20 protein-coding genes, 4 tRNA genes and 1 riboswitch are annotated in these 20,320 nt (G+C 57.2%); of the genes, 15 read left to right on the top strand and 9 right to left on the bottom strand.

Features of this window, described 5'->3' with window-relative positions:
* Positions 1-21 precede the first annotated feature (21 nt).
* From astB to astE, 3 genes are all read left to right on the top strand, one after another.
* Positions 22-1,368: an N-succinylarginine dihydrolase gene (astB, locus tag QNH97_RS21865; RefSeq protein WP_283553869.1), complete on the top strand. Its 1,347-nt coding sequence runs from the start codon at positions 22-24 to the stop codon at positions 1,366-1,368.
* 69 nt (positions 1,369-1,437) lie between these two features.
* Entirely contained in the window at positions 1,438-1,725 is a 288-nt protein-coding gene (locus QNH97_RS21860) for a topoisomerase II (protein ID WP_283553868.1), read from the top strand.
* 12 nt (positions 1,726-1,737) lie between these two features.
* Positions 1,738-2,745, top strand: a complete 1,008-nt coding sequence (gene astE, locus QNH97_RS21855; RefSeq protein WP_025215102.1) for a succinylglutamate desuccinylase — start codon at positions 1,738-1,740, stop codon at positions 2,743-2,745.
* Between the two features lie 124 nt (positions 2,746-2,869).
* Here the strand turns inward: astE and QNH97_RS21850 are convergent, their stop codons facing one another.
* Entirely contained in the window at positions 2,870-3,379 is a 510-nt protein-coding gene (locus QNH97_RS21850) for a 6,7-dimethyl-8-ribityllumazine synthase (RefSeq protein WP_265029409.1), read from the bottom strand.
* A gap of 101 nt (positions 3,380-3,480) precedes the next feature.
* A riboswitch (FMN riboswitch) is annotated at positions 3,481-3,649 on the bottom strand.
* 265 nt (positions 3,650-3,914) lie between these two features.
* Here QNH97_RS21850 and ltaE point away from each other — a divergent pair.
* From ltaE to QNH97_RS21815, 7 genes are all read left to right on the top strand, one after another.
* Entirely contained in the window at positions 3,915-4,919 is a 1,005-nt protein-coding gene (gene ltaE / locus QNH97_RS21845) for a low-specificity L-threonine aldolase (RefSeq protein ID WP_283553867.1), read from the top strand.
* A gap of 146 nt (positions 4,920-5,065) precedes the next feature.
* The gene (gene alaS, locus QNH97_RS21840) at positions 5,066-7,687 is read left to right on the top strand and encodes an alanine--tRNA ligase (RefSeq protein WP_283553866.1); all 2,622 of its coding nucleotides are present in this window, start codon (positions 5,066-5,068) and stop codon (positions 7,685-7,687) included.
* A gap of 89 nt (positions 7,688-7,776) precedes the next feature.
* Positions 7,777-9,018, top strand: a complete 1,242-nt coding sequence (locus QNH97_RS21835; RefSeq protein WP_283553865.1) for an aspartate kinase — start codon at positions 7,777-7,779, stop codon at positions 9,016-9,018.
* A 184-nt stretch (positions 9,019-9,202) separates the two neighbouring features.
* Complete coding sequence (gene csrA / locus QNH97_RS21830; RefSeq protein WP_003178872.1) at positions 9,203-9,391, top strand: carbon storage regulator CsrA; 189 nt, start codon at positions 9,203-9,205, stop codon at positions 9,389-9,391.
* Positions 9,392-9,453: 62 nt separating this feature from the next.
* Positions 9,454-9,544: transfer RNA gene (locus QNH97_RS21825), tRNA-Ser, on the top strand.
* A gap of 107 nt (positions 9,545-9,651) precedes the next feature.
* Positions 9,652-9,728: transfer RNA gene (locus QNH97_RS21820), tRNA-Arg, on the top strand.
* Positions 9,729-9,800: 72 nt separating this feature from the next.
* Positions 9,801-9,877 (top strand) — tRNA-Arg (locus QNH97_RS21815).
* A gap of 40 nt (positions 9,878-9,917) precedes the next feature.
* Here the strand turns inward: QNH97_RS21815 and bamE are convergent.
* Positions 9,918-10,421 carry an outer membrane protein assembly factor BamE domain-containing protein gene (gene bamE / locus QNH97_RS21810; protein ID WP_283553864.1) on the bottom strand — a complete coding sequence of 168 codons (504 nt, stop codon included), beginning with the start codon at positions 10,419-10,421 and terminating at the stop codon, positions 9,918-9,920.
* A gap of 322 nt (positions 10,422-10,743) precedes the next feature.
* On the opposite strand from bamE, the gene mgtE reads away from it, so the two are divergent.
* A complete protein-coding gene (gene mgtE, locus QNH97_RS21805; protein WP_283553863.1) occupies positions 10,744-12,186 on the top strand; it encodes a magnesium transporter in 1,443 nt (480 codons plus the stop codon).
* A 123-nt stretch (positions 12,187-12,309) separates the two neighbouring features.
* Here the strand turns inward: mgtE and QNH97_RS21800 are convergent, their stop codons facing one another.
* The gene (locus QNH97_RS21800) at positions 12,310-12,636 is read right to left on the bottom strand and encodes an Arc family DNA-binding protein (RefSeq protein WP_077048487.1); all 327 of its coding nucleotides are present in this window, start codon (positions 12,634-12,636) and stop codon (positions 12,310-12,312) included.
* Positions 12,637-13,164: 528 nt separating this feature from the next.
* On the opposite strand from QNH97_RS21800, the gene QNH97_RS21795 reads away from it, so the two are divergent.
* Positions 13,165-13,241: transfer RNA gene (locus QNH97_RS21795), tRNA-Arg, on the top strand.
* 208 nt (positions 13,242-13,449) lie between these two features.
* On the top strand, positions 13,450-14,151 hold the full coding sequence (locus QNH97_RS21790) for a hypothetical protein (RefSeq protein WP_283553862.1): 702 nt from the start codon (positions 13,450-13,452) through the stop codon (positions 14,149-14,151).
* 2 nt (positions 14,152-14,153) lie between these two features.
* On the opposite strand, the gene QNH97_RS21785 is transcribed toward QNH97_RS21790, so the two are convergent.
* The gene (locus tag QNH97_RS21785; RefSeq protein WP_283553861.1) at positions 14,154-14,771 is read right to left on the bottom strand and encodes a recombinase family protein; all 618 of its coding nucleotides are present in this window, start codon (positions 14,769-14,771) and stop codon (positions 14,154-14,156) included.
* A gap of 227 nt (positions 14,772-14,998) precedes the next feature.
* Here QNH97_RS21785 and QNH97_RS21780 point away from each other — a divergent pair, with 227 nt between their 5' ends.
* Positions 14,999-16,198, top strand: coding sequence for a hypothetical protein (locus QNH97_RS21780; RefSeq protein WP_283553860.1), 1,200 nt, complete (start codon positions 14,999-15,001; stop codon positions 16,196-16,198).
* A gap of 150 nt (positions 16,199-16,348) precedes the next feature.
* Here the strand turns inward: QNH97_RS21780 and QNH97_RS21770 are convergent, their stop codons facing one another.
* From QNH97_RS21770 to QNH97_RS21750, 5 genes are read right to left on the bottom strand one after another with little or no spacing between them, the layout of a single operon-like run.
* Positions 16,349-16,945, bottom strand: a complete 597-nt coding sequence (locus QNH97_RS21770) for a tail assembly protein (RefSeq protein WP_065936191.1) — start codon at positions 16,943-16,945, stop codon at positions 16,349-16,351.
* Between the two features lie 53 nt (positions 16,946-16,998).
* Positions 16,999-17,832 carry a hypothetical protein gene (locus QNH97_RS21765; protein WP_283553859.1) on the bottom strand — a complete coding sequence of 278 codons (834 nt, stop codon included), beginning with the start codon at positions 17,830-17,832 and terminating at the stop codon, positions 16,999-17,001.
* 4 nt (positions 17,833-17,836) lie between these two features.
* Positions 17,837-18,046, bottom strand: a complete 210-nt coding sequence (locus QNH97_RS21760) for a hypothetical protein (RefSeq protein WP_283553858.1) — start codon at positions 18,044-18,046, stop codon at positions 17,837-17,839.
* Positions 18,033-18,464 carry a hypothetical protein gene (locus QNH97_RS21755; RefSeq protein WP_283553857.1) on the bottom strand — a complete coding sequence of 144 codons (432 nt, stop codon included), beginning with the start codon at positions 18,462-18,464 and terminating at the stop codon, positions 18,033-18,035. Before QNH97_RS21755 ends, QNH97_RS21760 begins: the two co-directional genes overlap by 14 nt.
* Entirely contained in the window at positions 18,461-18,877 is a 417-nt protein-coding gene (locus QNH97_RS21750) for a DUF5681 domain-containing protein (protein WP_283553856.1), read from the bottom strand. The genes QNH97_RS21755 and QNH97_RS21750 overlap by 4 nt, the downstream gene beginning before the upstream one ends.
* An 862-nt stretch (positions 18,878-19,739) precedes the next feature.
* Between QNH97_RS21750 and QNH97_RS21745 the strand changes: the two genes are divergently transcribed.
* On the top strand, positions 19,740-20,282 hold the full coding sequence (locus tag QNH97_RS21745) for a hypothetical protein (protein WP_283553855.1): 543 nt from the start codon (positions 19,740-19,742) through the stop codon (positions 20,280-20,282).
* Positions 20,283-20,320: the final 38 nt, after the last annotated feature.

Here is a 20,320-nt window from a genome sequence, read left to right as displayed (position 1 = left end):
GATTCTCGTGGAGCCTCGCTGATGAAATCCTATGAAGTCAACTTTGACGGTCTAGTGGGGCCGACCCATAACTACGGCGGGCTCTCGTACGGCAACGTCGCGTCTCAAAGCAACAGCCAGCAGTCCTCGAACCCCAAGGAAGCGGCGTTGCAGGGCCTGGCGAAAATGAAAGCGCTGATGGACATGGGTTTCCAGCAAGGTGTGCTGGCGCCACAGGAGCGCCCGGACGTGGCGGCCCTGCGCCGGTTGGGGTTTGCTGGCAGCGATGCCCAGGTCATTGAGCGGGCTGCGAAAGAAGCGATGCCGCTGTTGGTCGCCAGTTGCTCGGCCTCCAGCATGTGGGTGGCCAACGCCGCCACCGTCAGTCCGAGTGCCGACACCGCCGACGGGCGCGTGCATTTCACCGCCGCCAACCTGAACTGCAAATACCACCGCAGCATCGAACACCCAACCACCAGTCGCGTGTTGGGGGCGATGTTTGCCGATCAGCAGCACTTCGCCCACCACGCCGCGTTGCCGGCGGTGGCGCAGTTCGGCGACGAGGGGGCGGCCAATCACACCCGTTTCTGCCGCGTCTACGGCGAAGCTGGCGTGGAGTTTTTCGTGTACGGGCGCAGTGCCTTCGACAGCCGTTACCCGGCACCGCAGAAGTACCCGGCGCGCCAGACACTGGAAGCCTCCCAGGCCGTTGCCCGCCTGCATGGCCTGAGGGAGGAGGGTGTGGTGTACGCGCAACAGAACCCTTCGGTGATCGACCAGGGTGTGTTCCACAACGACGTGATTGCGGTAGGCAACGGCGAAGTATTGTTCTATCACGAGGATGCGTTTCTCGAGACCGACAAGATGTTGGCCGAGCTGAGCAGTAAACTCGCCAAGGTCGGTGGGAAATTTCAGTCTGTGTGTGTACCGCGTTCGGCGGTGACGGTGGATGACGCGGTGCGCTCCTACCTGTTCAATAGCCAGCTGCTGTCGCGCCCAGACGGCTCGATGCTGCTGATCGTGCCGGAAGAGTGCCGCAGCAACGAGCGCGTCTGGCAATACCTGCAAAGCCTGACGGGCGCGGGCGGGGTGATTCGCGAAGTGAAGGTCTTCGACCTCAAGCAGAGCATGCAGAACGGTGGCGGCCCGGCGTGCCTGAGGTTGCGCGTGGCCCTCAATGAAACCGAACTGGCGGCCGTCAACCCAGGGGTTATCATGACTGCGCCGTTGTACGATTCGCTGACCCAATGGGTCGAGCGGCACTACCGCGACCGCATGACCGAAAACGATCTGGCGGACCCGCAATTGCTGCTTGAATGCCGTGGCGCACTGGATGAACTGACACAAATCCTTAAACTTGGCGCGGTTTATCCTTTCCAGATCAATTGAAAGCGCGCGCGACCTGACTACAGTCAAAGTAGGGCGCGTTGCCTTTATCTCCAGACGAGAACGTAAAACATGAGCGATACCCTGCAACTGATCCTTGAAGACACCGACGGTACCCAGCTGGAAACTTCCTGCACCCGCGTCGCGGTGATGTGGCAAGGCAAGGAATTGTGGATCCAGCAGGACGGCCGTGGTCAGTTGCTGATCGGCGTGGAAGTCGAGGAAGGAGACGAGGAATACGCCAACCTGTTGTTGCGTCCATTGGCGACCAACCTGGTCAGCCTGCAATTGGAAATGGAACCGGCGGACGTCGGCGACGATGACCATGTCCATGGCCCGGATTGCGGCCACGACCACTAAGGAAACCGCGCTATGCTCGCCCTCGGCAAATTGCTTGAACTGACCCTCGCCGGCCGTGAACCGGCGGAGAAGACTCAACTGACTGTCGAAGGCGTACGGATGCGCTGGTTGAGCGAGGGGGCGCTGGAGGTCAAGCCGCCCGAGGCTCGGGATAATGGCCTGGACCTGCTGCTCTCGGCTGGTATCCACGGCAACGAAACCGCCCCCATCGAACTGCTCGACCGTTTGCTGCATGACATCGCCCGGGGAAACTTGAAACCTCGGGCACGCATTCTGTTTCTGTTCGGCAACCCCGAGGCCATTCGGCGCGGTGAGCGTTTCGTCGAACAGGACGTCAATCGGCTGTTCAATGGCCGCCATGAGCTGAGCGGTGGCGCCGAGGCGCTGCGGGCTTGTGAGCTGGAGCGGCTGGCCGCCAGTTTCTTCAGTCGGCCCGAACGCAGTCGCTTGCATTACGACCTGCATACCGCCATCCGCGGCTCGAAGATCGAGCAATTCGCCCTGTACCCGTGGAAAGAAGGTCGCCAGCACTCACGCCGTGAACTGGCGCGCCTGCGTGCGGCGGGCATGGAGGCGGTGTTGCTGCAAAACAAACCGTCCATCGTCTTCAGTGCCTACACCTACGACCAGCTCGGTGCCGAGTCCTTCACCCTGGAGCTGGGCAAGGCCCGGCCGTTCGGGGAGAACGACGGCGTCAACGTCGGCCCGCTGGAAACCCGCCTGCACCAGATCATCGAAGGCAATGAACCTGAGCTGGACGAAGGGCTGGACGGCCTGCAGTTGTTCAGCGTGGCGCGGGAAATCATCAAGCACAGCGACAGCTTCCGCCTGAACCTGCCGGCGGACGTCGAGAACTTCTCGGAGTTGGGTAAAGGCTATGTCCTGGCCGAAGACATCGCCCAGACCCGCTGGGTCATCGAAGAAGAGGGCGCGCGGATTATCTTCCCGAATCCCAAGGTCAAGAATGGCTTGCGGGCGGGGATTCTGATCGTGCCGGCCACGGATGAAAACCTGGCCTGAAGCTCACACCGAGCCATTGTGGGAGCGAGCTTGCTCGCGATAGCGGTGTTCCAGTCGAAGTTGAAGGTGACTGACACGCCGTCATCGCGAGCAAGCTCGCTCCCACAGGTTTTTTTAGTGGCTTTTAGCTCGCTACCGCCCGCTGCTCACTGCGGCGCAACGCCCGGGTCTTGTGCAGGGTGTCGGCACAGGTCTTCGCCGCTTCCTGGCCCTTGTGCACAAAATGCTCGAAGAAGAATTTCTGATGCTCTTCCCCAGCATGGAAGTGATGCGGTGTGAGCACGACCGAGAACACCGGCACTTCGGTTTCCAGTTGAACCTGCATCAGGCCGCTGATCACCGATTGGGCGACGAATTCGTGGCGGTAGATGCCTCCGTCCACGACCAGGCCGGCGGCGACGATGCCGGCGTAGCGGCCTGACTTGGCCAGCAGCTTGGCGTGAAGCGGGATTTCGAAGGCGCCGCCGACTTCGAAGAAGTCGATATCGCTTTCCTGATAACCCTGGATGATCATTTCCGCAACGAAGCCTTTACGGCTTTGGTCGACGATTTCCTTGTGCCAGCAGGCCTGGATGAACGCGACGCGCTCGCCCGGGTGGCTTTTGATCTTGCTGTCGATTGCAGTGGGTTGCATGTTCTGGTTCCTGTTTGTGTGAAAAACAGGGCGTCATGAATCGAAGGGGATTCGAGGGTACGCCGCGTACAAGACAGTCGCGATCGGCCCTTGGGTGTCAATCCCGTTCTCTCTTCATCCGGACTATGACCGTCGGCCCCGGGATCACACCGGGTCTGCTGACCTTGCCGCTACACCGCAAAAGACCGTGTACCGCCAAGCGCTCGCGGGCTATGCACGTTGCGTGCAATTACCGCCGGTGGGGAGTTGCGCCCCGCCCTGAGAACGTTTTTGCCGCCATGGTTTGTGGCAGCGGAGGTTTTTTAACACATAACCCCCTGTGGGAGCGAGCTTGCTCACGATGGCGGCAGTACATCCAGCATCGATGCAAGCTGAACCACCGCCATCGCGAGCAAGCTCGCTCCCACAGGTGTTCTGAATAATTTTCAGACACCGGTGGTGTTTTCCTACGACTGGTCTTGATTAATCGTCGCCATGCCCGCAGTAATTGCCCTTCTAAAGGAATTTCCCTACACCTGAACCCGAGGCCAGATTCATGAGTGTTATCGATCTTCGCAGCGACACGGTCACCCAACCCTCTGCCGCCATGCTGGATGCCATGGCCAGCGCGCCTACCGGCGACGATGTGTATGGCGAAGACCCGACCGTCAATCGCCTCGAAGCCGAACTGGCCGGGCGCCTGGGGTTCGCGGCGGCGTTGTTCGTGCCGACGGGCACCATGAGTAACCTGCTGGGGTTGATGGCCCATTGTGAGCGTGGCGACGAATACATCGTCGGCCAGCAGGCCCACACCTATAAGTACGAAGGGGGTGGGGCGGCGGTGCTGGGTTCGATCCAGCCTCAGCCTCTGGAGGTGCAAGTGGACGGCTCTCTGGACCTGGCACAAGTGGCCGCGGCAATCAAACCCGATGACTTCCACTTTGCCCGCACCCGCCTGCTGGCCCTGGAAAACACCATGCAGGGCAAGGTCCTGCCGCTGGACTACCTGGCCCGGGCCCGGCGTTTCACTCAGGAGCATGGCCTGGCCCTACACCTGGACGGTGCGCGGCTGTACAACGCCGCCGTCAAGCTGAATGTCGATGCCCGGGAGATCACCCAATACTTTGATTCGGTCTCGGTGTGCCTGTCCAAGGGCCTCGGCGCTCCGATTGGCTCGGTCCTTTGCGGCAGCGCTGAGTTGATCGGCAAGGCGCGCCGGCTGCGCAAGATGGTCGGCGGCGGCATGCGCCAGGCCGGGATCCTGGCAGCGGCGGGGTTGTATGCCCTGGAGCATCAGGTCCAGCGCCTGGCCGATGACCACGCCAATGCCCAGCGGCTCGCCGAGGGCTTGCGTGCGGCGGGTTACGAGGTCGAGCCGGTGCAGACCAACATGGTGTACGTGCAAATGGGCGAGCGGGCCGAGGCGATCAAGGCCTTTGCCGAGGATCGTGGCATCAAGCTCAGTGCCGCGCCACGGCTGCGGCTGGTGACGCACATGGACGTGAGCGGGGCGCAAATCGACCAAGTGATCGCCACTTTCGTCGACTTTTCCCGTAACTGAGCCATCCAGCGGCCCAATTGACCGTTTCTATCGCATAAACACGCTGTACCCCACGCGAAGGGCCGATATAATGCGGCCCTTTGCCGTTGCTTCGTCTGTTGACGTTTTGCACAGGCCTTTGGCCGCAGCCTCCGTGGAAGAACCTAATGAAAAGCGCAGAAATCCGTGAAGCCTTCCTTCGCTTCTTCGAAGAGCAAGGCCACACCCGAGTAGCCTCCAGCTCTTTGATCCCGGGCAACGACCCGACCCTGCTGTTCACTAACGCGGGGATGAACCAGTTCAAGGACTGCTTCCTGGGCCAGGAAAAACGTGCCTACACCCGTGCGGTAAGCAGCCAGAAGTGCGTACGCGCCGGCGGCAAGCACAACGACCTGGAAAACGTCGGCTATACCGCTCGTCACCACACCTTCTTCGAAATGCTGGGTAACTTCAGCTTCGGTGACTACTTCAAACGCGACGCCATCACCTTTGCCTGGACCTTCCTGACCTCCGACAAGTGGCTGAACCTGCCCAAGGAGAAGCTCTGGGTAACGGTCTACGCCACCGATGACGAAGCCTATGACATCTGGACCAAAGAGGTCGGTGTCCCGGCCGAGCGCATGGTGCGTATCGGCGACAACAAAGGCGCGCCTTACGCCTCCGACAACTTCTGGACCATGGGCGACACGGGCCCGTGTGGCCCGTGCACCGAGATCTTCTACGATCACGGCGCCGACATCTGGGGCGGCCCACCCGGCTCGCCGGAAGAAGACGGCGACCGTTACATCGAGATCTGGAACAACGTGTTCATGCAGTTCAACCGCACCGCCGATGGCGTGTTGCATCCGCTGCCAGCGCCGTCGGTCGACACCGGCATGGGCCTGGAGCGGATCAGTGCGGTGTTGCAGCACGTTCATTCCAACTACGAAATCGACCTGTTCCAGAGCCTGCTGAGCGCTTCGGCCAAGGCCATCGGTTGCACCAATGACAACCAGGCTTCGCTGAAAGTGGTGGCCGACCATATCCGTTCCTGCGGCTTCCTGATTGCCGACGGCGTGTTGCCGTCCAACGAAGGCCGCGGCTATGTACTGCGCCGGATCATCCGCCGCGCCTGCCGCCACGGCAACAAGCTGGGCGCCAAGGGCAGCTTCTTCTATCAGATCGTCGCGGCGCTGGCGGCCGAGATGGGCGAAGCCTTCCCGGAGCTCAAGTCCCAGCAGGCGCACATCGAGCGCGTGCTCAAGGCTGAAGAAGAACAGTTCGCCAAGACCCTGGAGCAAGGCCTGAAGATCCTCGAGCAGGACCTGTCTGAGCTCAAGGGCGACGTGGTGCCGGGCGACGTGGTGTTCAAGTTGTACGACACCTACGGCTTCCCGATGGACCTGACCGGTGACATCGCCCGCGAACGCAACCTGACCCTCGATGAGGCAGGTTTCGAGCGCGAGATGGAAGCCCAGCGGGTGCGTGCGCGTTCCGCCAGCTCCTTCGGCATGGACTACAACAGCCTGGTCAAGGTTGACGTGGCCACCGAATTCACCGGTTACGCTGGCACCACCGGTTCGGCCAAGATCGTTGCGATCTATAAGGACGGGCAGTCGGTCGACATCCTGAGCGAAGGCCAGGAAGGCGTGATCGTGCTGGACAAGACGCCGTTCTACGCCGAGTCCGGTGGCCAGATCGGCGACAGCGGTTACCTGCAGGCCGGCAGCTCGCGTTTCGACGTGCGCGACACCACCAAGACCGGCGGCGCGTTCCTGCACCACGGCGTGTTGGCCTCGGGCAGCCTGATGATCGCCGCCCCGGTGGCCGCTCATGTCGACGCCGAGGTGCGTCACGCCACGTCGCTGAACCACTCCGCCACCCACTTGCTGCACGCTGCACTGCGCCAGGTACTGGGTGAGCACGTCCAGCAGAAAGGCTCTTTGGTGGACAGTCAGCGCCTGCGCTTTGACTTCAGCCATTTCGAAGCCATCAAGCCTGAGCAACTCAAGGCGCTGGAAGACATCGTCAATGCCGAGATTCGCAAGAACTCTCCGGTAGAAACCGAAGAAACCGACATCGAGACCGCCAAGCAGAAGGGCGCGATGGCGCTGTTCGGCGAGAAGTACGGCGACAGCGTGCGCGTGCTGAGCATGGGCGACTTCTCCGTGGAGCTGTGCGGTGGCATCCACGCCAACCGCACCGGCGACATCGGTCTGATGAAAATCATCAGCGAAGGCGGCGTGGCGTCCGGCGTGCGGCGTATCGAAGCGGTCACCGGCGCGGCGGCCCTGGCGTACCTCAACGCAGCCGAAGAACAACTCAAGGAAGCGGCGAACCTGATCAAGGGCAGTCGCGACAACCTGATCGACAAGCTGTCGGCTGTGCTGGAACGCAACCGTCTGCTGGAAAAACAACTCGAGCAGTTGCAGGCCAAGGCCGCCAGCGCCGCAGGCGACGATCTGTCGGCCCAGGCCGTGGACGTCAAGGGTGTCAAAGTGCTGGCCGTGCGTCTCGATGGCCAGGATGGCAAGGCACTGCTGGCGCTGGTCGATCAGCTGAAGAACAAACTCGGCCGCGCAGTGATCCTGCTCGGCAGTGTCCATGAGGAAAAGGTCGTTCTCGTCGCGGGCGTGACCAAAGACCTGACTGGCCAACTCAAAGCCGGTGATTTGATGAAGCAGGCCGCTGCGGCAGTGGGCGGTAAGGGCGGTGGTCGTCCGGACATGGCGCAGGGCGGCGGTACCGACGCCGGCGCACTGGATGCGGCACTGGCCCAGACCGTTGCATTTGTAGAGCAGGGTATTTAAGGCAGTGTTCCGGGCTTGCGGTCTAGTGGCGAGCCCGGCCGCTGTTGAGTGATTATTGGGCGCCCTTCATGGGCAGAGGCGGCTTTGAAATGGCTTTGATCGTACAGAAATTTGGAGGCACCTCGGTCGGCACTGTCGAGAGAATCGAACAGGTCGCCGACAAGGTTAAGAAATTCCGTGAAGCGGGCGATGACCTGGTGGTTGTGCTGTCGGCAATGAGCGGCGAGACCAACCGTCTGATCGATCTAGCCAAGCAAGTCAGTGGCGACCAGCAGCCGGTTCCTCGCGAACTGGACGTGATCGTTTCCACCGGCGAGCAGGTGACCATCGCCTTGCTGGCCATGGCGCTGATCAAGCGCGGTGTGCCGGCGGTGTCCTACACCGGTAATCAGGTTCGTATCCTGACAGACAGCGCGCACAACAAAGCGCGTATTCTGCAGATCGACGATCAGAAGATTCGCGGCGACCTTAAGGCAGGTCGCGTTGTGGTGGTCGCCGGTTTCCAGGGTGTGGACGAGCACGGCAACATCACCACCCTTGGCCGTGGCGGTTCCGACACCACCGGCGTAGCGTTGGCGGCGGCTCTCAAGGCTGATGAATGCCAGATCTACACCGATGTGGATGGTGTCTACACCACCGATCCGCGGGTGGTGCCTGTGGCTCAGCGCCTGGACAAGATCACGTTCGAAGAGATGCTGGAAATGGCCAGTCTCGGCTCGAAGGTGTTGCAGATCCGGGCGGTTGAATTCGCTGGCAAGTACAACGTTCCGCTGCGCGTTCTGCACAGCTTCAAAGAGGGTCCGGGCACCCTCATTACTATCGATGAAGAGGAATCCATGGAACAGCCGATCATTTCCGGCATCGCTTTCAACCGCGATGAAGCCAAGCTGACCATCCGTGGCGTGCCAGACACCCCCGGCGTGGCGTTCAAGATTCTCGGCCCGATCAGTGCCGCGAACATCGAAGTCGACATGATCGTGCAGAACGTCGCGCACGATAACACCACCGACTTCACCTTCACCGTGCACCGCAACGACTACCAGGCCGCAGAAGCTGTATTGAAGAAGACGGCTGGCGAGATCGGTGCCCGGGAAGTGGTGGGTGATACCAAGATTGCCAAGGTCTCGATCGTCGGTGTCGGCATGCGCTCTCACGCAGGCGTGGCCAGCCGCATGTTCGAATCCCTGGCCAAGGAAAGCATCAACATCCAGATGATCTCTACTTCGGAAATCAAGGTTTCCGTGGTGATTGAAGAGAAGTACCTGGAGCTGGCCGTGCGTGCCCTGCACACGGCTTTCGAGCTCGACGCTGCTGCCCGACAGGGCGAGTAAAGCGTTGTCTTGAGGGCGCGGTCATACCGCGCCCTTCGTTTTTTTGAATGGCGCGTTCCAAAACTGTTCTTTTGCTCGCGCTGGTCAATACTAGGCCTGTAGGCTGCGACCGTTTCGGTTGTCGGTCCAATGCCTTTTTTTTGCAGACTGTTGTCCCTTAAGTGAATCGCGTGAGGAGAAAGGTATGCTGATTCTGACTCGTCGGTGCGCAGAAAGCCTGATTATCGGTGATGGCGAAATCACCGTGACCGTGCTTGGCGTCAAAGGAAACCAAGTGCGTATTGGCGTCAACGCCCCGAAAGAGGTCGCTGTGCACCGGGAGGAAATTTACCTGCGTATCAAGAAAGAGAAGGACGACGAACCAAGCCATTAATTTTTATCGATTTTTATGTTTGCAAACGGGGATGAAGGTGGTTAATATACGCCCCGTGTTGCGGAGAGCTGGCCGAGTGGCCGAAGGCGCTCCCCTGCTAAGGGAGTACACCTCAAAAGGGTGTCGGGGGTTCGAATCCCCCGTTCTCCGCCATTATTCGTTTAGTGCGTCAAAACCTGGCTTGTTCAGTAAGTGATTGAATTTACAGAATAAAGCGCTTTACAAAAGGATTTGACGACCTATAATGCGCGGCAACAAATGCACTCGTAGCTCAGCTGGATAGAGTACTCGGCTACGAACCGAGCGGTCACAGGTTCGAATCCTGTCGAGTGCACCATTTAAGAGTTGTTTGCAGCAATGCAAATAACTTGGCTTCAACCAGTTGTGATCTGGTATAAAACCACAACTTGCACTCGTAGCTCAGCTGGATAGAGTACTCGGCTACGAACCGAGCGGTCACAGGTTCGAATCCTGTCGAGTGCACCAAACACCAAAAAGCCCGCGTTTAACGCGGGCTTTTTGCTGTCTACGATTTGCCTTTTACACACCCTTTGTCATCAAACACGATCTCGGCGCTGCGACCTTTCTTTGTCTTGTAGGTATAGCGTGTGCTCGAGTTCCGGGTTTTGATTGAGTCCGGCTTACCCAAAGCGCTCTCGACGTCCTGCTGGCTCATGCCAGTGACGATTCGCTTGTTCATGATCGCTTCGCGGCGTTGTCTGGCGCTGACCACATTTCCACAGCGGTCTTCGAATTGGCCGACCACTGTCGGTTCCTTGCGATTGGTTTTGTTGCCGGATGTTTGCCGAAACTCCGCTTCGGGCAGCATTGCATGGGTCTTTGGTTCGGTTGTGCCCACGTTGAAGGGATGGATTTCCTGAAGCGACAGATCCTCTCCCTGGGCGCAGCTCAGTGTCGTGAATGTTACCTGCCCTGCGCTATTTTCACAGCGATGGACGGTCTGTCCTGCGGCCCACAAGGGCTGGCAGAGCAGGGTGGCGAGCAAAAACAGATAGTGGCTGACAGACATGCGCGCGTCCTCCTTGACGATGAAGAGGAGAAGGCTAGCCGCTACATTTTCGCCGGGGCGTGTGTTTTCTTTTCAGGATAAGTCGTCGTAAGAACACAGGTTAAGCCTGCATTCAGGTTTGTGTCGCAAGCGCTTGTTCTTGCCATGATTTTTTAACGTTTTAAAGCGTCAGGCGGTGTATCATTGCGCCCGTTAGCCCCGCCGGGGCTTTGGAATATATCCATGGACTTACCCAGTAGTTACTCAAAATTTCGTTTTGCCAATCATGAATTAACTGATTGATCCTTCCGGCGTGCTCCACTGCTGGGAGTGGAGTTCGCCTATGAGCCAAGTAGAAGTAAAAAAAACGCAGGAAAGCCTTCAGGATCGTCTCGCTCAAGTCGTTGAGCTGCTGCAGCGCCAGCGGGTCGTTGAAGACCTGACGCATCGCCAGGAAGGTCCGCATCATGACCGGGTGGAAAACCTGGTCCACCGGCAGAATCTCGTCGAGTTGCAACGCAAGCTCGATGACCTGCACTCCGCCGACGTCGCCTACATTCTTGAAGCCTTGCCACTGGAAGAGCGTCTGACGGTCTGGCAGTTGGTCAAGGCCGATCGCGACGGTGACATCCTGCTCGAAGTGTCCGACTCGGTTCGTGAAACCCTGATCGCCGACATGGATGATCACGAGTTGCTCGCAGCGGCCAAGGAGATGGACGCCGACGAGCTCGCCGACCTGGCGCCCGAACTGCCGCGGGACGTCGTCCACGAACTGATGGAAACCCTCGACGGCCAGCAGCGAGAGCGTGTGCGCTCGGCGTTGTCTTATGACGAGGAGCAGGTCGGTGCGCTGATGGACTTCGAGATGGTGACGATCCGCGAGGATGTCAGCCTTGAAGTGGTGTTGCGTTACCTGCGTCGTCTCAAGGAGTTGCCGGGCCACACCGACAAGCTCTTTGTCGTCGACTACGACGGCGTGCTCAAGGGCGTGCTGCCCATCAAACGTTTGCTCGTCAACGATCCGGAGAAGCAAGTCGCCGAGGTCATGGCCAGCGATCCGGTGAGCTTTCACCCGGATGAAGACGCCTATGACGCGGCCCAGGCGTTCGAACGTTATGACTTGATTTCTGCACCGGTGGTCGACAAGAACGGCAAGCTGATCGGCCGTCTGACCATCGATGAAATGGTCGACCTGATTCGTGAGGAGAGCGAAAGCGAAGTCCTCAACATGGCCGGTCTGCGCGAAGAAGAAGACATCTTCGCTTCGGTCTGGAAATCCCTGCGCAACCGTTGGGCCTGGTTGGCGATCAATTTGATCACGGCTTTCGTCGCCTCTCGGGTCATTGGTCTGTTCGAGGGCTCTATCGAAAAGCTGGTGGCGCTTGCGGCGTTGATGCCCATCGTCGCCGGTATTGGTGGCAATTCCGGCAACCAGACCATCACCATGATCGTCCGTGCCATGGCGCTGGACCAGGTCAGTACCGGCAACACGTCGCGACTGATGCGCAAAGAGCTGGCCGTGTCCTTGATCAACGGTGTGGTTTGGGGAGGGGTGATCGGTGTGGTGGCTTATCTGCTCTATGGCAGCTGGTCACTGGGAGTGGTCATGACTGCCGCGATGACGCTCAACTTGCTGTTGGCGGCGTTGATGGGGGTATTGATTCCCATGACCCTGGCCCGCATGGGGCGTGATCCTGCCATGGGAGCCAGCGTAATGATCACCGCCGTGACCGACAGTGGCGGGTTCTTTATTTTCCTGGGGCTGGCGACGATTTTCCTGCTCTGAATCGCTGATCAAAAAGACCCGCCTATCTGGCGGGTTTTTTTATGGGGGTCGAAAACCCAGATCGAGGCCAAACCCCAGGCAAAAAAAAGCCAGCACAAGGCTGGCTTTAAGATATTGGGGTAATCAGGACGCGTCTGCGGCCATTTCTGCATCATGGGCGATCAGCGAAACGAGGGCGTTCTGCTGGCGATGGGAGAGTTGTCGGAAGCGTTGCAGCAGCTCGCGCTCGTGCAGTGACAGCTCTGGGCTGTCCAGGCGCATGCTGAGCTCTTCACCCAGCGCGCCTTCTTGTATAAGGCTTTGCTCAAGGCGCGCGATGATTTCAGAGTTCATGCTGCGGTGATGATTGCGAGCCACCTCGGCAATGCGTTCCCGCATTCCGTCTGGCAGACGTACGACAAACTTGTCAGCCGTACGGCTGGAATAAACTGCCTGTTTCAATGGGCGCATATATTTAACCGGTTAGTTCAGGGGAGCGGTTCTCGGGATTGGCCGCGGGATGTCGATAGGACAAGGCCCTTAGCCAAATGTTCAACCTGAATTGTTAAGAGGCCCGCATCATGCCTCAAAATTGCCAGATCATTGGCGCCAATTCTGTGACAAATATTGATCCGGGTAAAGGCGTTATGCCAGTACCCTTCGTCAAAAAATGCGGACTGGTTGGAAAAAATCAACAGGTCTGCATTTGTGACCACCGCATCGTGTCTATGTGCCATACCGTCCGGCGGATAACCGGAGCAGGGCGAAGACGTGTGCTCTCCTTGGTTTGTATAGCATAGTGGCAAATGGCCGATTTACTAGCGTGAACCTGCCACGGGTAGATAAAAGGCTGTTGGATTCGCAACTGCTTCGGCCTGTGATCCGGCTGAGGTGTACCATTTGCCTACACTTAAAAAGCCATGGACAACATGACAAACGCGGGGCCGACCGTTAACATGCACGCCGTCCTTCGCACCGCGGTTCTCGTGGTCGACTTGTGTCTCAGTAGCTCAATTGGATAGAGCATCCCCCTCCTAAGGGGAAGGTTGGCCGTTCGAACCGGCCCTGGGACACCATATAATTCAGGCCTTAGAGCCATTTCCTTGCCGGCCTGAGATCTTCGTGACAGCAGGGTGGCAGCGGCAATCTTGTGAAAACCCTCTGTTTCATTCAGCAAGCTGAGGCTTTTTTTGCGGGTACCCATTTTTCCGATTAAGATCAGCTTTTCGCAAGGATGCGCCATGAGCCGCTGTTTGGCGGTTAGCCCTGGATAGGTGATTTCTCATGAATGCTTTTTCCGACCGTGTCGCCGCTAACGTCCTTCCTTGCTCTCACAGTCAATCGCTACCTGATGCGTTGAAGGAATGGTCCGTAACAGATGCAATGATTGATCATGAGCACGCCACTGAGACGTGCGAGTTGTGTGATCATGAGGCTCTCAGGTACCAATACGAAATTGCCAACGCATCTACCCGGCGAACGCTCTGGGTCGGATCGAGCTGCATCCTGAAATTCGGAGTTTCTGTCCGAGAAAATGGTGTGGTGCTTTCTAGGAAAAACGCGGAACGTAAGCTTGAACGCCTTTTGCAAAATACAAGGCACGCTACATGCATTCGTTCACTTGAGAAATTAGCGCAATCTGATAACGATCAGCGCCTCGTGGGTGCTTTAGCTTATTACAGAAAGAACAAGTACTTATCGCCGAAGTACGCTTTCATGGTGCTCTGGCGGCTGCAGGTCGAAAAGATTGATCATAGCCCTAGTTTTTTCAAGATAAGCCTGCGCCGCTCTCAGCATAAAGATGACCTCAGGGCCATGCAGCTCAGCAAGGTACAATTGATCTGGCCCGCGCTGACTTCCTCGCAGCGCACGACAGCAATTGCAATGGGGCATCGTCCGCCACCGCCACCGGTACCACTAGACCCTAAGCCGTTGCCTCCACTGCCGTTGTCACCGCTGCCTCTCCCGCCGCTTCCCCGGCTCTAGATTTAAGCGGATACCTTATCCCTGATCCTTAAAACTGTGGTTGTCGAACAATTGGCGTGGCGGGCCGTTGCACGGATGCCTAGGCCTGCTTCAAGAAGCTCAGTGACCCGCTTGTGAAGGTCAGCATCGACTGGTCGACCCTGATACTTACCTTCGGCCTTGGCTTTCTCTATTCCTTGGGCTTGGCGCTCTCGGCGTTGCTCGTAATCTTTACGGGCAATGGCCGCCATCATCTCCACCAGCATTGAGTTGATCGCCCCCAGCATCCGCCCGGTGAACTCATCTCCCTTGGTGTCCTGCATTCCCTGGTGGCTGGTCGGAAGGTCGAGCGCAACGATGCGCAGGCCCTTGGAGTCGATAGCGGTCTTGAGCTTTTGCCAGTCCTCAACCGGTAGGCGGGAGAGACGGTCTATCGATTCCACCAGCAGCACATCACCCTTGCGCGCATCTTTCAGCAGGCGCACCAGCTCCGGCCGGTCGGCGGTGGCGCCGCTGGCGTTCTCCAGGTACACGCTGGCGATGACCTTGTTATGGTCGCTGGCGAACTGCTCAAGCGAGGCGCGGGCGCGGCCGGCGTTTTGCTCTTCGGTGGATGCTCGGAGGTATGCGCGGATGAACATTATGTGTGCCTGTATCAGTTAGGGCGTTCTACTAATACTGTTGCATTTTGGGTGTTCCTTATCAAGCGTAAAGCCCGAAAAAGGCAAAATAAGCCTGTATCTGGATAGGCATACGCAAAAAAATACGTATCTAACCAGCGGTTTTCTCGTATAAGTATGGCGTTTAGCTATCGTTTGCGTTGCGTGGATATTTGGAAAACGCTTGTTTTTGTAATCAGGGAGCTGGCATGACGTTCGTCGAAGTGGTTAAAAATCGTTTTGTGGAACTAGGATTAAATTGCGAATTTGAAGGCAGTAGTATCACGGTCACCGCTGAGGATGGCTTTGTAACTGTAGTCACCGTGAGTGATGAGTGGGAGGCCAGTTATAAGGCATTTGTTACTGCGCGAAGTGTTAACTACGACTCTGAGTCTAGGCTGCTGGTTTTAAATAATTCTGTGGAGATGCAAGTTTCGCGTCTAGCTACTGCTGGCTTATATAATGAGTCGTATACACTGAAGGATAAGGGGCAAAATACCGTTACTGTTGGTGATTGCTCTTCAATATTTGCTGTGGCCTTTTTTATCTCAAAAGAATATGAGAGGTTTTTTGAGATAAGGATTAAACGTCGACTTGCGAGCAGAATAAAACGGCGTACGGTGAAGCAGCTGTTGTTTATGCCTCAAACAGTTACTTATTCTGCAAAAGGTAGAAAGATACAGCCAAGCTTGAGCGCTGTAGCGCTACGAGTCATTGAGCGAGCACTTTTCAAACTCGCCGTTGAGCAAAATGATTGCATGGTGGTCTGGAAGCCTAAGAAGAAGCGAAATCGCTCGATATTCTGGGGGGATGTGGTCGATGACGAGTGCCTGTCGGAGGCGGATTATGATGAGACTGTTGTAAATTATTACAAACTTGCTAAAGCGAGTCCTTTTCCGAGTCAAAGTTTCCTAGCGTTTTATCATGTTTTGGAATATCAATTCCTTAAGGTCTCAGAGCTGGTGGTTCATGATCGCTTGGCATCTATACTGAATGAGACTAAATTTCGCGCAACTCGGAATAATCTAGATAAGGTTATATCTGCAATTCGAGGGCATGATTCGCGTAATGATGAGACGGAAATGCTTCGTAACGTGCTTGCGCGATATATTTCTGAAGAGGATTTAGTCGAGTTTATAACAACTTTTGAGGAAAGGTGTGGCGATAAAGTCTACACGAAATCACGTACTTTGTTTGGGCAGAAAGACGCTGTTATTAATAAGTCGCATGCGTTGGCGAATACGGCAAAAGTTCTCAAGCAAGTCAGAAACGCAATTGTCCACTCAACAGATCGTTACAAGCGTGAAGACTGCCACATACCATTAACAGACTCTGAAAGTATCATCGAGGAATATTTGCCGATCGTTAGGTTTGTTGCGGAAAAGGTGATTTTTGGTACCGCCTCCTGAACATAGATGAGGTCTTCAAGCTTGATCCTTAGTGTGGATCAGAGTCGAGATTATCATCCCGCCCCAGCGGCGCTTACCGATGCAGATTGGTATTGGCTCGCCGCTGGCCGCGGTGTTATTAGTGCCGCCCAAGGCGTAGGGCGTTTTGGCCTACATCTGGTCTTCGGCGTAGATCGCGGCACTGATGATCGCGCCTCCTACCCGCCGCTTGCCGTAACACAGCGGTACCGGGTTTCCGGATGCCGTGGTGTTCTTCGCGCTGCCGAAGGCGTAGCCAGGCGTATTTTCTGGAGCGGCGCTGGTCTTCAGGCCGCCAGCCTGGGGGCTGAGCATTTGAATGACGCCGCCTGCGACCATGCCCACGCCAGATGCAAACAGGCCGGCTGATACTGGAGGCGCCCAGAACGTGAAGAATGACGCTGCGATCAGCACGGCGCCGATGACGGTTTGCAGAACTCCCGAGCGTTTGCTGCCTACGATTACAGGGGCAATGATGATGTCGCCTTTGCCTTGAAACCCAAGCTCGCCCTCACCGATATTTTTCTTGCCTCGAAAGACCGCGAATACAAGCCCGCGAGACTTCGCGTTAGACAGAAACCTTTCAAACCCAGGGATCTGCACTGACAGTGCTTTGATGGCCTCGGCCGGCGTTCGGACGGAGAACTGGTAGGACTTACCGAACTGCCGTAGCTGCCCGTACAGTTTGATGGTGGTGAGCGGGGCGTATTCGATTGCTGTAGCGGCCATGCGGCCTCCTATGGATTGGGCGAAGGGATTGGAAGCCCAAGGCGAATGGGTAGTTAGCCTGCTTCGGATTGATCAGGAGACGCTTTCGCGGAGCTGCGAGTGGGCATTTTCGCCAGCCATTCCCGAAGCGCCTCGGAGCCTTCGCAGCCCGACCTCCATTTCTCAAACCGACCGGTGTACCCATTCGAATTGGCGACCATACCGCTCAGTGCGACACCGGCATTGGAGGCGGTGGCCAGCACGTCATCGTAGATCGCTAGCATCTGCTTGAGCCCTTCAATGTCTTCGGCGCGGGACGCGGCAATACCTGCGCGCGAAAGACTGTCAGCCGCCTCTGGTGATAGTCCGGAGAGCATTGGGTTTGCCCTTAGCACCGCCTCTACAACATCAGGGTGACTGCCTGCGCGCGCTTCAGCGACTAATCGCTGGCGCTCTTCCGGCTTGAGGCTACGCACGATGGCTCGTAGCTCCTGGTCAGCCAGGAAACCAACAACGTCCGAGCTAGCGCGAGGCGTGACCGCTGCAAATCCGCTCGCCACTGTTTGGGCCAACGTGAGCATATCTTTTGCCGCCTTCTCCATCGCAGGCATCAGAGCGGGGATGATTCCATCAATCTGCTCTTTGCCCTTGCGCTCAATGGCAGCGGCGTTGAGGTCCTTGTTCTCGCGAATCGAGATGATTTCTTCTCCGAGGTCCTTGAACGCCTCTAGCGACAAGCCCTGCAAATGGCGAACAGACTTCAGCAAGCCACCGGCCTGCCAGGTGCCTTTGGTGCCATCAGGTCGTTGAATGTTGAATGTTCTTGCCTCTACCTGGTGGTGTTCGTATTCGGAGTAATGGAGGTTGGCCAAGCCAACTTTGAGGACGGATCGTTTGCCGATTTTCATGGGGTTACCTTTTGATTGTCTGGCCGTGGTTCGGCCGGTTTTGGTCTGAGGCTTCGCTCAGGATTTGGAGTAGGGACAAGTTCTCCCGGGCGTCACCGCCGGTTGCTGCTGCGTGCAACTCGTCCATAAGGGCGCTGATCTCTCGCACGTCACGACTGAATTGAGTGAGCCCGGATTGCTGACGCAGCTTGGCCACCTGGCTACGGATGTTCATGGCGGGCCTCGAGGATCAGCCGGTACTGTTCGGCGACGTGATTTTTGATGTCTTGCCCGTCAGCCAATGGCGGGAAGATCCAGGCGCCAGCGCTTGGGAATGGCCGCATATCCATCACACCTACTGGAGCGGGACGGCGGAGACTTTCAATTGCTCGGACGTGGAGAATGAACGCCTCTGCCAGATTGGCCGCGTCATAGCTGTTCATGGTGCACAGTGGGAAGTGCATGACCGTCTGTACGCCGAGGACGGGATAGTTGAAGGAGTGGCCCACTGTTTTGGGGTAGTCCATCTCCTCCTCAACCGCGTCAACCCTGCAGTCCACCACCGTCAACATAACGAGCACTGTTTCTTCGTCATCGGCGCCGATCTTTTCTGCAATTCGCTTGAGCTCGGCCCGCATCCACTTAATGCTCATTGCCGCATTCCCTCCATCTGTTCGCGGAGTTCCTCAACCGCTTTCTGTAGCTCGGCAACTTCGATGACCCGGGCAACAGCGCCTAGCCCTTCGATCAATACCTTGCCCTGGTCTGGCGGTAGCTCGCCGGCGGCCACTGCGCGAAGGATTGATTTGGCTGCGCTGGGTAGGTCGGTGTCGTCGAGTTCGAAGCACACTGTCTCGGCAGTTGGCTTGATTGGCGGTACCAGGCGTTCAAGGATTAGGCGGCAAGCCTGCATATCGCCCTTCTTGGCTGCTGTTAGAACCTTCTTTGTCACGGCGTCTGCACCTTCCGCGAGTCGGGCGCGCAGCTCTTGCGTCTGGCCGGAACGGCCGCCGGGATTACCCGACTGTCCGGGCTTCCATTTGCCGGCTTTATCGCGATCAGTCATGCGGCGGGCGATTCCATGGCGATGACCGGTTTGTTTTCAGCGAGCGCTATCAGAAGGGCGGATGCTTGAACGCTTCCGTCTGCTGCGGCGTCGCGAAGGCGGCCCCAGGCGGCAGCAACTTCAGAGCGAGTTGGTTTGTGCTGGCGTCCTCGGGCGGGCTTAGCTGTATTCATAGGTGCGGCCTCGAATGGAGTTTTGAGTGGCTCAAAAACTCACATTAGGCATGATCTGATCATTTATCCAGTGCTTTTTAGGTGCACTCTAGGTGATACACGCAACCGGATTAAACGGGACTGAAATAGTTGGTTTGCAGCGAATCGAGAAGGAGACTTTTGTTGCAGTAAGTCGGAGGTAGGCAAAGTGATACATAGCCGAGTTTTCGGCTCAGTCCGATCTCAGATTGAGGATGGAGCGAGGAGGGCTGAGCTACCGTTTCGGTATGTGAGGTTTCCGAGCCACGTTTTGCAAGATGTGAAATGTGGCGCGGATTTGATGCGTCCAGATTTGGACGCATCTTCCACCAGTGGTGGATCACCGTGTCGCGTGCCTGTTCCGGCCTGCTGTCAGGCTTTGACACACGCCAGGTAACGGTAAGGTAACGTTAGAAGCGTTACCGGCCAGTCAGGCCGTACGGTCCGATTCGGCTCATATGGTCTGTCTCGCAATACTCGGGCTGAGCACCGATAACACCGGAACGACCCCAGATCTGCCAGATAGACCAAAACGTCTCAGTGAGACCAAACCATCCCACTTAGACCGAAACGTCTCACTCGGCACGGCAAGATTCTAAGGCTAGGCTGGGCATTGTCCTTTCCAAATGTTTTGACAAGACAGCGATCTAACGACCGCGAGGAGCGCGCACATGATCAGAGTTTATATTGACGCAAATGTCTGGAATCTACTGTTCGACCATCAAATAGATCTAACCGCAGAGTTTCCAGCTAACCAGTACTGTCTTTGCATGACCCGGGAAGCGGAGTTTGAGATACCACCAATCCCCGAGGAGAAGGCTGAGCTGAAGACCTTCATCAACACAACGGTCCAGCGAGCCGTCAAGACGGTTCCGTTATTCGGTTTCTACGACGAGTCTGTGCCGCCGGATGAACAACGATATGGGGGGTTCGATCAGGGCTGCTTCGCAAGCGAGGCGGAGTTGGCGTTCATGGCGCAGCAGCGGAGTACGTTAGGTGCGCGCATGAAAGCTAAATCAAGGCTTTATCCTAATGAAGCAGATGTAGCATTGGCTTCCCGATCCTTCGAGTCGGTTGTTCTCACCTTGGACGCTAAGAAAGGACCGCTGAACACCGCTTATCAGCAGGGCGGTCAAGTTGTGTTCCTGGATCAGTTCCTCACCTCCGGCCTCTGCCTAAGAGCGTTCGTAGAGCGAGCAATAGCATCCAACTAGGAGTAAGGGCCGCTGGTCTTTAGATATCGAGCACTAGC

Source organism: Pseudomonas sp. G2-4, assembly GCF_030064125.1.
Lineage (GTDB): Bacteria > Pseudomonadota > Gammaproteobacteria > Pseudomonadales > Pseudomonadaceae > Aquipseudomonas.
This window is presented reverse-complemented; position numbering and strand designations above follow the sequence as displayed.

Bases quoted from the DNA above. Each gene is read 5' to 3' on its own strand.
- alaS (WP_283553866.1), top strand. From the start codon at position 5,066: ATGAAAAGCGCAGAAATCCGTGAAGCCTTCCTTCGCTTCTTCGAAGAG.
- csrA (WP_003178872.1), top strand. From the start codon at position 9,203: ATGCTGATTCTGACTCGTCGGTGCGCAGAAAGCCTGATTATCGGTGAT.
- astB (WP_283553869.1), top strand. From the start codon at position 22: ATGAAATCCTATGAAGTCAACTTTGACGGTCTAGTGGGGCCGACCCAT.
- QNH97_RS21835 (WP_283553865.1), top strand. From the start codon at position 7,777: ATGGCTTTGATCGTACAGAAATTTGGAGGCACCTCGGTCGGCACTGTC.
- QNH97_RS21850 (WP_265029409.1), bottom strand. From the start codon at position 3,379: ATGCAACCCACTGCAATCGACAGCAAGATCAAAAGCCACCCGGGCGAG.
- QNH97_RS21770 (WP_065936191.1), bottom strand. From the start codon at position 16,945: ATGGCCGCTACAGCAATCGAATACGCCCCGCTCACCACCATCAAACTG.
- bamE (WP_283553864.1), bottom strand. From the start codon at position 10,421: ATGTCTGTCAGCCACTATCTGTTTTTGCTCGCCACCCTGCTCTGCCAG.
- ltaE (WP_283553867.1), top strand. From the start codon at position 3,915: ATGAGTGTTATCGATCTTCGCAGCGACACGGTCACCCAACCCTCTGCC.
- QNH97_RS21745 (WP_283553855.1), top strand. From the start codon at position 19,740: ATGATCAGAGTTTATATTGACGCAAATGTCTGGAATCTACTGTTCGAC.
- mgtE (WP_283553863.1), top strand. From the start codon at position 10,744: ATGAGCCAAGTAGAAGTAAAAAAAACGCAGGAAAGCCTTCAGGATCGT.
- QNH97_RS21860 (WP_283553868.1), top strand. From the start codon at position 1,438: ATGAGCGATACCCTGCAACTGATCCTTGAAGACACCGACGGTACCCAG.
- QNH97_RS21800 (WP_077048487.1), bottom strand. From the start codon at position 12,636: ATGCGCCCATTGAAACAGGCAGTTTATTCCAGCCGTACGGCTGACAAG.
- QNH97_RS21780 (WP_283553860.1), top strand. From the start codon at position 14,999: ATGACGTTCGTCGAAGTGGTTAAAAATCGTTTTGTGGAACTAGGATTA.
- astE (WP_025215102.1), top strand. From the start codon at position 1,738: ATGCTCGCCCTCGGCAAATTGCTTGAACTGACCCTCGCCGGCCGTGAA.
- QNH97_RS21765 (WP_283553859.1), bottom strand. From the start codon at position 17,832: ATGAAAATCGGCAAACGATCCGTCCTCAAAGTTGGCTTGGCCAACCTC.
- QNH97_RS21790 (WP_283553862.1), top strand. From the start codon at position 13,450: ATGAATGCTTTTTCCGACCGTGTCGCCGCTAACGTCCTTCCTTGCTCT.
- QNH97_RS21785 (WP_283553861.1), bottom strand. From the start codon at position 14,771: ATGTTCATCCGCGCATACCTCCGAGCATCCACCGAAGAGCAAAACGCC.
- QNH97_RS21755 (WP_283553857.1), bottom strand. From the start codon at position 18,464: ATGAGCATTAAGTGGATGCGGGCCGAGCTCAAGCGAATTGCAGAAAAG.
- QNH97_RS21750 (WP_283553856.1), bottom strand. From the start codon at position 18,877: ATGACTGATCGCGATAAAGCCGGCAAATGGAAGCCCGGACAGTCGGGT.
- QNH97_RS21760 (WP_283553858.1), bottom strand. From the start codon at position 18,046: ATGAACATCCGTAGCCAGGTGGCCAAGCTGCGTCAGCAATCCGGGCTC.